The 14,282-nt window shown below is 63.7% G+C and carries 12 protein-coding genes; 5 read left to right on the plus strand and 7 right to left on the minus strand.

From position 1 onward, the window contains the following. Positions 1-5: 5 nt before the first annotated feature. Both proC and WM94_RS02055 read right to left on the minus strand, forming a co-directional pair. Complete coding sequence (proC, locus tag WM94_RS02050; protein WP_061550316.1) at positions 6-824, minus strand: pyrroline-5-carboxylate reductase; 819 nt, start codon at positions 822-824, stop codon at positions 6-8. A gap of 38 nt (positions 825-862) precedes the next feature. Continuing rightward, positions 863-1,549, minus strand: a complete 687-nt coding sequence (locus WM94_RS02055) for a YggS family pyridoxal phosphate-dependent enzyme (protein ID WP_061550317.1) — start codon at positions 1,547-1,549, stop codon at positions 863-865. Positions 1,550-1,614: 65 nt separating this feature from the next. Here WM94_RS02055 and WM94_RS02060 point away from each other — a divergent pair, with 65 nt between their 5' ends. Further along, positions 1,615-2,613, plus strand: a complete 999-nt coding sequence (locus WM94_RS02060; RefSeq protein ID WP_061550318.1) for a type IV pilus twitching motility protein PilT — start codon at positions 1,615-1,617, stop codon at positions 2,611-2,613. 127 nt (positions 2,614-2,740) lie between these two features. Here the strand turns inward: WM94_RS02060 and WM94_RS02065 are convergent, their stop codons facing one another. Then, complete coding sequence (locus WM94_RS02065) at positions 2,741-3,376, minus strand: C40 family peptidase (RefSeq protein ID WP_061550319.1); 636 nt, start codon at positions 3,374-3,376, stop codon at positions 2,741-2,743. A gap of 166 nt (positions 3,377-3,542) precedes the next feature. Between WM94_RS02065 and WM94_RS02070 the strand changes: the two genes are divergently transcribed. Continuing rightward, positions 3,543-3,962 (plus strand): TM2 domain-containing protein, encoded by a 420-nt coding sequence (locus tag WM94_RS02070; RefSeq protein ID WP_013974614.1) that lies wholly within the window; start codon positions 3,543-3,545, stop codon positions 3,960-3,962. Between the two features lie 36 nt (positions 3,963-3,998). Here WM94_RS02070 and WM94_RS02075 read toward each other — a convergent pair whose 3' ends face one another. From WM94_RS02075 to WM94_RS02085, 3 genes are all read right to left on the minus strand, one after another. Beyond that, positions 3,999-4,697, minus strand: coding sequence for an SPOR domain-containing protein (locus tag WM94_RS02075; RefSeq protein WP_003257831.1), 699 nt, complete (start codon positions 4,695-4,697; stop codon positions 3,999-4,001). Between the two features lies 1 nt (position 4,698). Further along, positions 4,699-6,435: an arginine--tRNA ligase gene (argS, locus tag WM94_RS02080; RefSeq protein ID WP_061550320.1), complete on the minus strand. Its 1,737-nt coding sequence runs from the start codon at positions 6,433-6,435 to the stop codon at positions 4,699-4,701. 121 nt (positions 6,436-6,556) lie between these two features. Beyond that, positions 6,557-8,776 (minus strand): primosomal protein N', encoded by a 2,220-nt coding sequence (locus WM94_RS02085; protein WP_039612529.1) that lies wholly within the window; start codon positions 8,774-8,776, stop codon positions 6,557-6,559. A gap of 167 nt (positions 8,777-8,943) precedes the next feature. On the opposite strand from WM94_RS02085, the gene rpmE reads away from it, so the two are divergent. From rpmE to WM94_RS02100, 3 genes are all read left to right on the plus strand, one after another. Continuing rightward, the gene (gene rpmE / locus WM94_RS02090; RefSeq protein ID WP_003257833.1) at positions 8,944-9,159 is read left to right on the plus strand and encodes a 50S ribosomal protein L31; all 216 of its coding nucleotides are present in this window, start codon (positions 8,944-8,946) and stop codon (positions 9,157-9,159) included. Between the two features lie 2 nt (positions 9,160-9,161). Next, a complete protein-coding gene (locus tag WM94_RS02095; RefSeq protein WP_061550321.1) occupies positions 9,162-9,983 on the plus strand; it encodes a thermonuclease family protein in 822 nt (273 codons plus the stop codon). 177 nt (positions 9,984-10,160) lie between these two features. Further along, positions 10,161-11,429, plus strand: coding sequence for a malic enzyme-like NAD(P)-binding protein (locus WM94_RS02100; RefSeq protein ID WP_024087853.1), 1,269 nt, complete (start codon positions 10,161-10,163; stop codon positions 11,427-11,429). Between the two features lie 218 nt (positions 11,430-11,647). Here WM94_RS02100 and WM94_RS02105 read toward each other — a convergent pair whose 3' ends face one another. After that, positions 11,648-14,098, minus strand: coding sequence for a penicillin-binding protein 1A (locus WM94_RS02105; RefSeq protein ID WP_371264014.1), 2,451 nt, complete (start codon positions 14,096-14,098; stop codon positions 11,648-11,650). Positions 14,099-14,282 lie beyond the last annotated feature (184 nt).

Here is a 14,282-nt window from a genome sequence, read left to right on the forward strand (position 1 = left end):
GCTCCTTATTTGCCCAGTTGTTCGGCCAGCTCGGCGGAACGTGTAGCCGCAGCCTGCAGCGCATGTTCGACAATGGCTTCGAAGCCGCTGGCCTGGAACGACTTGATCGCCGCTTCGGTAGTGCCTGCAGGCGAGGTGACTCGGCGGCGCAGTTCGGCAGCATCGACATCGCTGGCAACCGCCATGCGTGCGGCGCCCAAGGCTGTCTGCAGGGTCAGCTGGGAGGCGGTTTCACGTGGCAGGCCAAGCTTTTCGCCTGCCGCGGTCATGGCTTCGATCAGCAGGAAGAAGTACGCCGGGCCGCTGCCGGAGACTGCCGTCACGGCGTCCAGTTGCTGCTCCTGCTCGAGCCACAGGGCGGTGCCCACGGCCGACAGCAGTTGCTCGGCCTGCTGGCGTTGTTCGCTGGATACTTCCGCGGTGGCGTACAGGCCGCTGACGCCCTGGCGCAGCAGTGCCGGGGTGTTGGGCATGCAGCGCACCACAGGGCGAGCGCCGACCCAGCTTTGCAGGCTGGCGCAGGTGATGCCGGCGGCAATGGAAACGAGCAGCTGGCCTTCCTGCAGGTTCGGTTGCAGGGCCTGGCATACGGCTTTCATGACCTGCGGCTTGACCGCCAGCACGATGACGTCGGCGCCATCGATGGCCTGGGCGTTGTTCTCGAAGGTTTCGATGCCGTGCTCGGCCTGGATGCGGCTGCGGGTCTCGGCGCCCGGGTCGCTGGCGCGGATCTGCGAGGCGTCCAGGCCCTGGGCACGCAGACCACCGATCAGGCTGGCGGCCATGTTGCCGGCGCCGATAAAGGCAATACGAGTCTTGCTCATGTCAGGTCCTTGTAGGAAAGAGTGAGTAAAGCATGGAATCAGGGCTGCCCGTAATCGCGGGCACCGAACAGGGCGGTACCGATACGCACCCAGGTCGCACCCTGTGCAATGGCCGCTTCCAGATCGTGGCTCATGCCCATGGACAGGGTGTCCAGACCAAGGCCAAGGCCTTCCTGCAACTGGCGCAGGGTGGCGAAGGCGGCTTCCTGGGCGGCGCGGTCATCAGTGGGTTCGGGAATGGCCATCAGCCCGCGCAGGCGCAGGTTGGGCAGTGCGGCTACCGCTTTGGCCAGGGCCGGCAGGTCGGCAGGGGTGCAGCCGGATTTGCTGTCTTCGCCGCTGACGTTCACCTGCAGGCAGATGTTCAGTGGTGGCAGACCGGCCGGGCGCTGCTCCGAGAGGCGTTGGGCGATTTTCAGGCGGTCCACGGAATGTACCCAGTCGAAATGCTCGGCGATGGCTTTGGTCTTGTTCGACTGGATGGGGCCGATGAAGTGCCAGATCAAGGGCAGGTCGCTGAGTGCCTGCTGCTTTGTCAGCGCTTCCTGTAGGTAGTTTTCCCCGAAATCGCATACGCCGGCGGCGTGGATTTCGCGGATGGCGCTGGCTGGCTTGGTCTTGCTCACGGCCAGCAACTGGACGCTGGCCGGATCACGCCCGGCAGCCTGGGCAGCGCTGGCGATACGGGCGGAAATAGCGGAAAGGTTGTCTGCTAGGGTGGACATGGACTGATGCCGGCGGCTGGAGGGTTTGCGGCATTCTACCTACTTGAAGGCCTTTGGGGAGTCTCATGGATGTGACCGACCTGTTGGCCCGGGCCGTGGATGCGGGGGCTTCCGACCTGCACCTGGCGGCGGGCCAGTTACCGATGTTGCGCCTGGATGGCGAGCTGCAGCGCATGGCCCTGCCGACCTTGGGCCCGGTCGCCTTGATCGAGGGCATGGCACCCATGCTGGATGAAGACCAGCGCCGACAGTGGGCCCAGGGTGATGAGCTGGACCTGGCGCTGGAATTGCCGGCGCTAGGGCGCTTTCGGCTGAATCTGTTTCGCCAGTTGCACGGCCCTGCGGCCACCTTTCGCCTGATCCCGGGGCATATCGCCACGCTCGATGAACTCGACCTGGGCGATGTGTTTCAAGCTGTTGCGCAGTGTAGCGATGGCTTGATCCTCGTGGGTGGGCCGACCGGCAGCGGCAAGTCCAGCACCTTGGCGACACTGCTTGACCAACTGAACCGCGATCGGGCTCTGCATATCATCACCCTCGAAGACCCTGTCGAAGTTATCCACAGTAGCCAGCGCAGCCTGGTCAACCAGCGTGAGATCGGCCGCCATTGTGGTGGGTTCGCCCAGGGGCTGCGCAGTGCCCTGCGCCAGGACCCGGATGTGATCATGATCGGTGAGCTTCGCGACCTGGAAACCATTCGCCTGGCTTTGCGCGCGGCTGAGACCGGGCACCTGGTACTGGCGACCGTGCATACCCGTTCGGCGGTGAGCAGTGTTGACCGGTTGGTGGAGGTGTTCGCTGCCGAAGAGAAGCCGTTGGTGCGGGCGATGCTGGCCGAGTCGTTGCGCCTGGTGGTGGCGCAGGTGCTGGTCAGGCGCGCGGGCGGAGGGCGGGTTGCTGCGCGGGAAGTGCTGGTGGTGACGCCAGCGGTGCGTAACCTGGTTCGGGAAGGGCGGATGGCGCAGTTATGTTCGGTGATGCAGGCGGGTGGTGCGGACGGGATGCGGACGATGGAGGGGGCGATGCGGGGGTTGAAGGAGAGGGGGCTGATCAGCGATCTATAGTGCCTGTGCTGGCCCTTTCGCGGGTAAACCCGCTCCCACATGGATAACACAGCCTTCGAATGCTGTGGTGTACCTGTGGGAGCGGGTTTACCCGCGAAGAGGCCCGGACAGGAGAGCGCCGATCAGATCAGCGCTTGGCCAGGCTCAGTTGCTGCTGTTCTTTCGGCAGCACTCGCTTGGCCACCACGTAATGCTTCTGCCAGTAAGGCTTGCTCAGGGTGTCGATGCTTACCCGCTTGCCACGGCGTGGAGCATGGATGAAGCGGTCGTTGCCCAGGTAGATGGCAACGTGGTTCACCCGACGGCTCTTGATGTTGAAGAAGATCAGGTCGCCTGGCTTCAGGTCACCCTTGGACACCTTGATGCCGTGGCCCTGGGCCATGGCATTGGAGGTGCGCGGCAGGTCGACGTCGGCGACGTCGTTGAAGGCGTATTTGACCAGCCCGCTGCAGTCGAAGCCTTTCTTCGGGCTGCTGCCGCCCCAGACATAAGGGGTGCCGAGCACATTCACCGCACGGCTGAGCACATCGCTGCTCTGCTTCGGCGACATTGCAGCGACCGGCACACCGGGCACGCCGCGGCTGTTGGCGGCATTGCTTGGACGGGTGCGCATTGCGGTCTGCTTGACCGGTGCATGTTTTACCGAGGCATTGGTGGTGTAGCCGGTGAAACCATTGGGAAGACGTTGCTCACGATTGGTGGCGTGGGCGGCCAGGGGCAATAATAGGCAGAGGGTCAGCCATGTCTTGAGTAAAGGCGGCATAGATGAAGCTCTTATGAATAGTTATGTGTTGGGCGCGCAACTTTATAACAGCTTTTTGATCAATCTTTGATCCGTTGGTCGATTGTCCAGGTGCCGTACGTCGGCCTGCGGCAAGAAAGTCACATTTTTTCTTAGAAAATTTTCGGATAACCCACGGGGGCTATGAATGAACAGTTATCAACAGGGGGCGCCGTTTCACGACACCCACAGCAAGACCATTGGCTACCTGCTATGGATTTTCGGCTTTACCGGGTCGCATCGTTTCTATTACGGCAAGCCCGTAACCGGCACCATCTGGTTCTTCACCCTGGGCCTGCTGGGCATCGGCTGGTTGATTGACCTGTTCCTGATCCCGTCCATGGACCGTGAAGCTGACCTCCGGTTCCAGTCCGGGCGCATTGACTACAACATCGCCTGGATCCTGCTGACCTTCCTCGGGGTGTTTGGTCTGCACCGGCTGTATCAGGGCAAGTGGATCACCGCGATCATCTACTTCTTTACCGGCGGGCTGTTCCTGGTGGGGGTGCTGTATGACTTCTGGACGCTGAACAGCCAGGTTTCCGAGCGGAATGCGGGGCGGGGTTGAGGACACAGGGGGCGCAAAGCGCCCCCGAATTCCAGGTTACTGACGGGTCTGCCGCTGTTGCAGCAGCAGGTTGCTGAAACCTGCCCCGGCCAGTTGCTTCTGCGCCCCGGTCAGCTGCTCGCGGTTGCTGAACGGGCCCACTAGCACGCGGTACCAGGTTTCGTCCTTGACCGTGCCCGACTCTACCTTTACCGACTGCCCCAGCAGGATGATCTGCGCGCGCACCTTGTCAGCATCGGCCTGCTTGCGGAACGAGCCGGCCTGCAGGAAGAACTGGGTGGTCGCCGCCGGCTTGATGACTGGCGGTGCCGGTGGCGGTGTCTGGCCCATCAATGCTGCCTGGGCTCGCGCCGTGTCGATCTTTGCCGCTTCGGCTGGCGTCACCGGGGTCACCGGCTGGGCCGGGACGGGTGGTGTCTTCTCTGGTACGGCCTCCGGCGGCACGATCACCTCGGACTCCGGCAGCAGCGTGTAGAAGTCGTACTTCGGCTTCACAGGCTGCTGCGGAGTGGGCTGCGCCGACTTGCCGGCTTCGGCCACTTTGTCCGCTTTCTGCTGCTCCGGCTTGGTGCGCTTGATGTCTTCGCCACCAGGCTCGAGCTTCATCAGGAACACGATGAACGCGCCTACGGTCAGGCCGACCGCCAGCCATACCCAACCGGGAATCGGCTGCTTGGCCGGCGCCGTCTGGCGGCTGGCGCCGCGTTTGGGTGCAGGTTTTTTCTTGGCAGCCAACTTACATGCGCTCCAGGGTTTCCAGGCCGAGCAGTTCCAGACCTTGCTTGAGGGTGCGGCCGGTCAGGGCCGCCAGGCGCAGGCGGCTCTGCTGCTGCTGCGGGGTTTCGGCGGCAAGAATCGGGCAGTTCTCGTAGAAGCTGGAGAACAGGCCGGCCAGGTCGTACAGGTAGCTGCACAGCACGTGCGGCGTGCCCTTGTCGGCGACGTTGTTGAGGATTTCGCCAAACTGCGCCAGGCGCGCGGCCAGGTCCTGCTCGTGGGCAGCCTGCAGCACAATGTTGCCATCGACTTCATCGAAGCCTTTGCCCAGTTTGCGGAATACGCCGGCCACGCGGGTGTAGGCGTACAGCAGGTAAGGCGCGGTGTTGCCTTCGAAGTTGAGCATCAGCTCGAAGTTGAAGCTGTAGTCGCTGGTGCGGTGCTTGGACAGGTCGGCGTACTTCACAGCGCCGATGCCAACCACTTCACCGATGTGGCGCAGTTCTTCGTCGGCCAGGCTCGGGTTCTTTTCCTTGACCAGCGCGTAGGCGCGCTCCTTGGCCTCGGTGAGCAGGTCGATCAGCTTCACGGTACCGCCGTCACGGGTCTTGAACGGGCGGCCATCGGCACCGTTCATGGTGCCGAAGCCCATGTGCTCCATCTGCATCGGGTGGCCGACGAAGCCTGCGCGGCGTGCAACTTCGAACACCTGGTTGAAGTGCAGGGCCTGGCGCTGGTCGACGAAGTACAGGGCGCGGTCCGCCTTGAGCACGTTGCTGCGGTAGCGCACGGCGGCCAGGTCGGTGGTGGCGTACAGGTAGCCGCCGTCGGCCTTCTGCACGATCACCGGCAGTGGCTCGCCTTCGCTGTTCTTGAATTCGTCGAGGAACACGCACTGGGCGCCCTGGTCTTCGACCAGCAGCCCCTTGGCCTTGAGGTCGGCGACCACGTTGGCCAGGTCGTCGTTGTAGGCGCTTTCACCCATCACGTCGGCCATGGTCAGCTTGACGTTGAGCAGCTCGTAGGTCTTCTGGCAGTGCGACAGCGAGATGTCCTTGAAGCGCGTCCACAGGGCCATGCAGTCCGGGTCGCCGGCCTGCAGCTTGACCACCAGGCCACGGGCACGGGTGGCGAACTCTTCGGATTCGTCGAAGCGCTTTTTGGCGGCGCGGTAGAAGTTTTCCAGGTCCGACAGCTCGTCGCTGGTGATCGGGTTTTCTTCCAGGTAGGCCAGCAGCATGCCGAACTGGGTGCCCCAGTCGCCCACGTGGTTCTGGCGGATCACGTCATCGCCGAGGAACTCCAGCACGCGCGCCACGCTGTCACCGATGATGGTCGAACGCAGGTGGCCGACGTGCATTTCCTTGGCCAGGTTGGGTGCCGACATGTCGATCACAACCTTTTGCGCAGGGCCGGCCTTGCGCGCGCCCAGGTGGGCGTCGGCCAGTGCGGCATCCAGGCGGTTGGCCAGGGCGTCGGTGTTCTGGAAGAAGTTGAGGAAGCCGGGGCCGGCGATTTCGACCTTGCTGATGTCGGCGCTGGTCGGCAGGGCATTGATCAGTTTCTCGGCCAGGTCGCGCGGTTTCATGCCGGCCGGCTTGGCCAGCATCATGGCGATGTTGCTGGCGAAGTCGCCGTGGGTCTTGTCCCGGGCGTTTTCCACCTGGATCGCCGGCGACAGCCCTTCAGGCAGCACACCGTCGGTGACGAGTTGGGTGAGGGCTTGCTGGATCAGCTGGCGAATGGTGTCTTTCATGGGGATCTCTTTTCGACCGCAAGCGCGGTGGAGCGCTTGGATGCGCAGGTGGAAAAACTGGGCATTATCCGTGGCTGGGGGCGGGTTGCCAACCTTTGGGGCTGCAAAGCAGCCCGCAGGATCAATAAAGATCTACCGGGTCGACATCCAGCGACCACCGCACCTGGCGCCCGCTCGGCATCTGCTCCAACACTAGCAACCAGGCGCTGATCAGTCGATGCAAAGGCGCCCGCGTATTGGCCTGTATCAACAGTTGTGCGCGGAAGCGCCCGGCGCGGCGCTCCATCGGTGCTGGCACCGGCCCCAGCAGCTCGATGCCGGGCAGGCGCTGTTCGGCCACCAGGCGCTCGGCGGCGGCGCAGGCCTCGTCGAGGAAACCTTCGGCCTGTCCGGGCTTGTGCGCTTCGGCGCGCAGCAGCGCCAGGTGCGAGTAAGGCGGCAGCCCGGCGGCGCGGCGTTCGTCCAGGGCCTGCTCAGCGAAGGCGAAGTAGCCCTGCTCGGTAAGCTGCACCAGCAGCGGATGGTCGGCCAGGTGGGTCTGGATGATGACCTTGCCGGGTTCCTCGGCCCGCCCGGCCCGCCCGGCGACCTGCACGATCAACTGTGCCATGCGTTCGCTGGCACGGAAGTCGCCGGAGAACAGCCCGCCATCGGCATCGAGGATGGCCACCAGGGTCACCCGCGGGAAGTGATGGCCCTTGGCAAGCATCTGGGTGCCGACGAGGATGCTCGGCTGGCCGCGCTGGATGGTGCTGAACAGGTTGTGCATGGCGTCCTTGCGCGCGGTGCTGTCCCGGTCCACACGCAGGATCGGGTAATCCGGGAACAGCACTTTCAGGCGCTCCTCGGCGCGCTCGGTGCCGGCGCCGACCGGGCGCAGGTCAACGTGGTTGCACTGCGGGCACTGCTGCGGCAGGCGCTCGTCATAGCCACAATGGTGGCAACGCAGCACGCCGGAGCGCTGGTGCACGGTCATGCGTGCATCGCAGCGTGGGCATTCGGACAGCCAACCGCAATCATGGCACAGCAAGGTCGGGGCGAAACCGCGGCGATTGAGGAATACCAGCACTTGCTGGCCAGCCTCCAGGGTTTGGCGGATGGCCTGCTGCAGTGGGCCGCTGATACCGCTGTCCAGCGGCAGGCTCTTCACATCCAGGCGCAACATGCGTGGCGGGCGGGCACCGCCGGCGCGCTGGTTCATGCGCAACAGGCGGTAGCGACCGGTCAGGGCATTGTGCAGGGTTTCCAGCGATGGCGTGGCGGAACCGAGCAGGATCGGGACGTTTTCCTGGTGGGCGCGCACCAGTGCCAGGTCGCGGGCGTGGTAGCGCAGGCCTTCCTGCTGTTTATAGGAGCCGTCGTGCTCCTCGTCGATGATGATCAGGCCGGGGTTCTTCATCGGCGTGAACAGTGCCGAGCGGGTGCCGATGATGATGTCGGCCTCGCCGTCCCGGGCTGCCAGCCAGGCATCCAGGCGTTCGCGGTCGTTCACCGCCGAATGCAGCAGGGCGATGCGGGCGTTGAAGCGCTGCTCGAAGCGGGCCAGGGTCTGCGGGCCGAGGTTGATCTCCGGGATCAGTACCAGGGCCTGCTTGCCGGCTTCCAGTGTTTCGCGGATCAGTTGCAGGTACACCTCGGTCTTGCCGCTGCCGGTGACACCGGCCAGCAGGAAGGCGCCAAAGCCGCCAAAGCCTTCGCGCACGGCGTCGAAGGCATCGCGTTGCTCTTCGTTGAGCGGTAGTTCCGGCTGTGCCAGCCAGTGTTCGTGGCGCAGTGCCGGCAGATGGCGGCGGACCTCGATCTGCACCAGGTCCTTGGCCAGCAGCAGGTCCAGGCTGTCCTTGTTCAGATTGAGCTTGGCCAGCAGGCTGTGGGCCACGCCATGCGGGTGCTGGGCCAGGGTCTTGAGGGCATCGCGCTGGCGCGGAGCGCGGGCGATGCGCGGGTCTTCCAGGCGGGCGCCGGGGGCGACGTGCCAGAAGCGCTCCTGGCGCATCTCGGCAGGTTCGCCCTGGCGCAGCAGGGTCGGCAAGGCCCAGCTCAGCGTGTCGCCCAGACTGTGCTGGTAGTACTGGGCGGTCCACAAGCACAACTTGAACAGCGACGGCGGGATCGGTGATACCGGGTCGAGCAGGGCGCTGGCCGGCTTGAGCTTGTCGGCGGGCACTTCGCTTTGCTCGCACACCTCCACCAGCACCCCGATCATTTCGCGGCGGCCGAACGGCACGCGAATGCGCATGCCCGGAGTCAAGGCCTGGCGCGCCATGCTTGCCGGCGCCTTGTAGTCGAACAGGCGACGCAGCGGGGAGGGCAGGGCAAGGCGCAGGATGACGTCGGACACGCGGAAAGTCTCGGAGGGCGTTTCAAAGACTGGCGAGCCTAGCAGACGACGGTCGGTGCAAGCGACAACTTGCGTTGGCGTGATGCTCTGGTATTATTCGCCGCCTAATTACGTGCGGTATTCAACAATTGGTGTTGGGTGGCGGCACGCAGCTCGAGGAAGTGACCATGAAAGCAGATATTCATCCGAACTACGAAGTAGTTGCAGTCACCTGCAGCTGCGGCAACAAGTTTGAAACCCGTTCGACCCTGGGCAGCACCCTGGCGATCGACGTTTGCAACCTGTGCCACCCGTTCTACACCGGTAAGCAGAAAGTCCTGGACACCGGTGGTCGCGTACAGAAGTTCGCCGATCGCTTCGGTATGTTCGGTACCAAGAAGTAATCATGCGCATGGCGAACCCCTCGGGTTTCGCATTGCTGCAAAAAAAGGCGCCCCTTGTGGGCGCCTTTTTTATGGGCGTCATCTGGCATTTCCCGGCCCTGGCGTTCTGCCCGCTACCAGGCAGCCCTCAGCAGGTGGCGGTGCGCCAGGTGGTCGATGGCGATACCTTGCGCCTGGTCGATGGCCGCAGCGTGCGATTGATCGGCATCAATGCCCCGGAAATCGGCCGTAACGGGCGCTCCAGCGAGCCCTATGCCGAGGCTGCCAGGCAGCGTTTGCAGGCCTTGGTCAAGGCCAGCGATGGGCGTGTCGGGCTGGAGCCGGGCGTCGAGGCCAAGGACAAATACGGCCGCACGCTGGCGCATATCTACGGCCGCAATGGCGACAATATCGAAGCACAGTTGCTCAGCGAGGGCTTGGGCTATCGCGTCGCGGTTGCCCCCAATGTGCGCCTCAGCGCTTGCCAGCAGCTTGCCGAGCAGGCTGCGCGCAAGGCTGGCTCCGGGCTGTGGCGTCGTTCGCCGGTGGTGCGTGCCGGGGATGTCCGGCAGTCGGGTTTCGCGGTCATTGCGGGCCGCATCGAAGGCGTGGAGCGCAACCGTGGCGGGGTCTGGCTGAACCTGGACGGTGCGGTGGTGCTGCAGGTTCCCGCTCGTCTACAACGCAACTTCCCCGCCAGCTTCTTCGATAACCTCAAGGGACGCCAAGTCGAGGCGCGTGGCTGGGTGCTGGATCGTTCCCGCAAGGGCGGCCTCAAGCCCGGGCAGCGACGCTGGCTGTTGCCGTTGACCGATCCGAGCATGTTGGAGCGCATTTCAGGCTAAAAGATGTAGACATTTCGCTATTGGATTGTACACACTGTTAGGCGTATGCCCCGTGGGTTATAGCGTAAAGTCGTAGGCTAAAGGCCTTGACACAAGTGACCGACCAGTCTTGTGGCTCCCCGGCTCTTTGCGTATCCTCGGCGGTCCGTCAGAACAGTAAATAGCGGAATGCCCACCATGTCAGACCTGAAAACCGCCGCTCTCGAATATCACGCTCAACCTCGTCCGGGGAAACTGAGCGTCGAACTCTCCAAGCCCACAGCCACCGCCCGTGACCTCGCCCTGGCCTACAGCCCAGGTGTTGCTGAGCCCGTGCGTGAAATCGGCCGTGATCCAGAGCTGGCTTACAAATACACCGGCAAAGGCAACCTGGTTGCGGTGATTTCCGATGGCACCGCCATCCTCGGTCTGGGTGACCTCGGCCCACTGGCTTCCAAGCCGGTCATGGAAGGCAAGGGTGTTCTGTTCAAGCGTTTCGCCGGTATCGACGTGTTCGACATCGAAGTGGAGTCGGAAAGCCCGCAGGCGTTCATCGACACCGTTCGCCGCATCTCGATCACCTTCGGTGGCATCAACCTCGAAGACATCAAGGCGCCTGAGTGCTTTGAAATCGAGCGCACCCTGATCGAACAGTGCGACATCCCGGTATTCCACGATGACCAGCACGGTACCGCCATCGTGACAGCGGCCGGCATGATCAACGCCCTGGAAATCGCCGGCAAGAAGCTGGAAGACGCCAAGATCGTCTGCCTGGGTGCCGGCGCTGCCGCCATCTCCTGCATGAAGCTGCTGGTAAGCATGGGTGCCAAGGTCGAAAACATCTACATGATCGACCGCAGCGGCGTGATCCACGCTGGCCGTGATGACCTGAACCAGTACAAGGCGCAGTTCGCCCACGCCACCGACAAGCGCACCCTGGCTGACGCCCTCGACGGTGCCGACGTGTTCGTAGGCCTGTCCGGCCCGAACCTGCTGAGCGCCGAAGGCCTGAAGTCGATGGCTGCCAACCCGATCGTGTTCGCCTGCTCGAACCCGGACCCGGAAATCTCGCCAGAGCTGGCGCACGCCACTCGCAGCGACGTGATCATGGCTACCGGTCGTTCCGACTACCCGAACCAGGTCAACAACGTACTGGGCTTCCCGTTCATCTTCCGTGGTGCCCTGGACGTTCGCGCCAAGCGCATCAACGAAGAAATGAAAATCGCCGCCGCCATCGCCCTGAAAGATCTGGCCAAACTGCCAGTGCCGAAGGAAGTGTGCGACGCCTACGGCGTACAGGCTCTGGAATTTGGTCGTGAGTACATCATTCCGAAGCCGTTGGACGCACGCCTGATCACCGTCGTTTCCGACGCTGTGGCCAAGGCCGCCATCGAATCCGGCGTGGCAACTCTGCCGTATCCGAAGCACTACCCGCTGACCAGCGTGGATGACGTGTTCAAAGGCTGATTGCTGCCTGGCGACACAAAAAAGCCCCGGCTCGTATGAGCCGGGGCTTTTTTGTTTGGCGGTGCGCCATGCTGCTATTTTTGGCTGCCTGTCGGATTCTGGGGCTGCTTTGCAGCCCATCGCGACACAAGGCCGCTCCCACAAGGGCTAGGCGTTTCCTGTGGGAGCGGCCTTGTGTCGCGATAGGGGCGCAAAGCGCCCCCCGGCTTTACATCTGGTCAGAACAGATCCATCGGCGCCGCTTCATCCGCCGGCAACGGGCTGCCTGGCGCCGCGCCAGTGCCCAGTTCGTCCACCGACGGCGGCGAGTCCTCGGCCTTGAACAGCTCGAAGTAGGCATTCGGCGTGCTCGGCGAAGCGGCACGGCCGCTGACCGGGTCGACGCGCAGGCTGAGGATGCCTTCCGGCTCCGCCGGCGCATGCTCAGGCTTGTCCTTGAGTGCCGCGCCCATGAAACTCATCCAGATAGGCAGTGCCGCCGTGCCGCCGTATTCGCGGCGCCCAAGGGTTTCGGGCTGGTCGAAGCCGACCCACACGGTGGTCACGTAATCGGCATTGTAGCCAGAGAACCAGGCGTCCTTGGACTCGTTGGTGGTACCGGTCTTGCCTGCCAGGTCGGTGCGGCCCAGGGCCAGCGCCCGGCGGCCGGTGCCGCGCTTGATCACGTCCTGCAGCATGCTGGTGAGGATGTAGGTGGTGCGACCGTCGATGATCCGCTCGGCCACGGCCGGCGCCTGCGGTGCAGAAGCCACCTGGCTGAAGGCAGCGGGTGCCTCGCCAGGCATGGCGGTTGTGCTGATCGGCTGTTCGGGCGCGGCCACACCCGCCTGGTCCTCGGTACCTTGCGGTACCCGAGCCGGGTTGGCGGTGAACAGCGTCTCGCCGCTGCGGCTTTCGATGCGTTCGATCAGGTACGGGGTGATCTTGTACCCGCCGTTGGCAAAAGTACTCCAGCCTGTGGCGATTTCCATAGGGGTCAGGGTGGCGGTGCCCAGTGCCAGCGACAGGTTGCGTGGCAGGTCCTGCTTGTTGAAGCCGAACTTGGCGATGTAGTCGATGGTGCGGTCTACGCCCATGGCCTGCAGCAGGCGGATCGACACCAGGTTGCGCGACTTGTACAGCGCTTCGCGCATGCGGATCGGACCAAGGAAGGTATTGGTGTCGTTCTTCGGTCGCCAGACTTTGTCCAGGTACTCGTCGACGAACACGATTGGTGCATCGTTGACCAGGCTGGATGCGGTGTAGCCACTGTCCAGTGCGGCGCTGTAGATGAACGGCTTGAAGCTCGAGCCCGGCTGACGCTTGGCCTGCATGGCGCGGTTGTAGTTGCTCTGCTCGAACGAGAAACCGCCGACCAGGGCGCGGATGGCGCCGTTGTAAGGGTCGAGGGTGACCAGCGCACTCTGCGCGCCAGGTACCTGGCTGAACTTGAACTTGCCATCCTCGAGGCGCTGCACGCGCACCAGGTCGCCAACCTGAGCCACATCTGCCGGTGACTGCGGCGCACGGCCCTGGGAGTTGCTGTTGATGAACGGGCGCGCCCATTTCATGGTGTCCCAGGCCACCTGCTCTTCCTGGCCGCTGCGGGTCAGGACCTTGAGGCCGGTTTTTTCGACCTGGGTGACGATGGCCGGCTCCAGGCCGCCAAGGCTGCGCTGCTTGCCCAGTTCCTGCAGCCAGGCTGCCTGGGTGCGGCCCGGGAAGCGTGCTTCGGGGCCGCGGTAGCCGTGGCGCTCATCGTAGTCGGAGAGGCCGTTGAGGATGGCCTTGTTGGCCATTTCCTGCATGTCGCTGGGTACCGTGGTAGTGACGCGGAAACCTTCGGTGTAGGCGTCGCTGCCGTAGCGGCCGACCATTTCGGCGCGGGCCATTTCGGCGATGTAAGGTGCATTCACCTCGGGCGTGGGCACGTGGTAGCTGGCGTTGAGCGGTTCGGCCAGGGCCGCCTGGTAACTGGCTTCGTCGATCTTGCCCAGCTTGTACATGCGGCCGAGGATCCAGTCGCGGCGCTCTTTGGCGCGTACGGGGTTGGCCAGCGGGTTGAAGCGGGAGGGTGCCTTGGGCAGGCCGGCGATCATCGCCATCTGCGCCAGGCTCACGTCGCGGATCGACTTGCCGTAGTACACCTGCGCGGCGGCATCGATACCGTAGGCGCGGTTGCCCAGGTAGATCTTGTTTACGTATAGCTCGAGGATCTCGTCCTTGGTCAGCTCACGCTCGATCTGCAGGGCCAGCAGGATTTCGTTGGTCTTGCGCGAGAAGCTGCGCTCGCTGGTGAGGAAGAAGTTCTTCGCCACCTGCATGGTGATGGTACTGCCGCCGGTCTGGATATGGCCGGTTTTCACCAGCTGGGTCGCGGCGCGCATCAGGCTGCTGGGGTCGACACCGTAGTGATTGAGGAAGTTGTCGTCCTCGGCCGACAGAAGCGCCTGGATGAATTGTGGGGGAATTTCCTCGAAGCGGATCGGTGAGCGACGCATTTCGCCGAACTCGGCAATCAGCTTGCCGTCGCTGCTGTACACCCTGAGGGGGATCTGCAACTGGATGCTTCTGAGCGACTCGACCGAGGGCAGGTTGGGGCTAAGATACAGAAACGCACCGCTCACACCGAGTACGAGCGCGCAGATGACTGCGACGGAAGACCACCAGAAGAACTTCAGCAGACGTATCAAGGCTTTTCGGTGTCCAGGTTGGGAGTGGATTGCACGCAGGTCCGGCGGACCAAAAGTCGGGTGGGAGCCAGCCATTCCTGGCTGACTCCCCCCTAAGAACCGTACGTGCGCCTTTCAGCGCATACGGCTCAAGCCTTCGCTAAGCTTCCGATGGAAGCCGGTTTGTTCACGTGCAGGCCAC

This window comes from Pseudomonas sp. ABFPK, assembly GCF_001586765.1.
GTDB classification, from domain to species: domain Bacteria; phylum Pseudomonadota; class Gammaproteobacteria; order Pseudomonadales; family Pseudomonadaceae; genus Aquipseudomonas; species Aquipseudomonas asiatica.

Excerpts from the sequence above, each read along its gene's own strand:
- proC (WP_061550316.1), bottom strand. The coding sequence starts at position 824 with ATGAGCAAGACTCGTATTGCCTTTATCGGCGCCGGCAACATGGCCGCC.
- WM94_RS02055 (WP_061550317.1), bottom strand. The coding sequence starts at position 1,549 with ATGTCCACCCTAGCAGACAACCTTTCCGCTATTTCCGCCCGTATCGCC.
- WM94_RS02060 (WP_061550318.1), top strand. The coding sequence starts at position 1,615 with ATGGATGTGACCGACCTGTTGGCCCGGGCCGTGGATGCGGGGGCTTCC.
- WM94_RS02065 (WP_061550319.1), bottom strand. The coding sequence starts at position 3,376 with ATGCCGCCTTTACTCAAGACATGGCTGACCCTCTGCCTATTATTGCCC.
- WM94_RS02070 (WP_013974614.1), top strand. The coding sequence starts at position 3,543 with ATGAACAGTTATCAACAGGGGGCGCCGTTTCACGACACCCACAGCAAG.
- argS (WP_061550320.1), bottom strand. The coding sequence starts at position 6,435 with ATGAAAGACACCATTCGCCAGCTGATCCAGCAAGCCCTCACCCAACTC.
- rpmE (WP_003257833.1), top strand. The coding sequence starts at position 8,944 with ATGAAAGCAGATATTCATCCGAACTACGAAGTAGTTGCAGTCACCTGC.
- WM94_RS02095 (WP_061550321.1), top strand. The coding sequence starts at position 9,162 with ATGCGCATGGCGAACCCCTCGGGTTTCGCATTGCTGCAAAAAAAGGCG.
- WM94_RS02100 (WP_024087853.1), top strand. The coding sequence starts at position 10,161 with ATGTCAGACCTGAAAACCGCCGCTCTCGAATATCACGCTCAACCTCGT.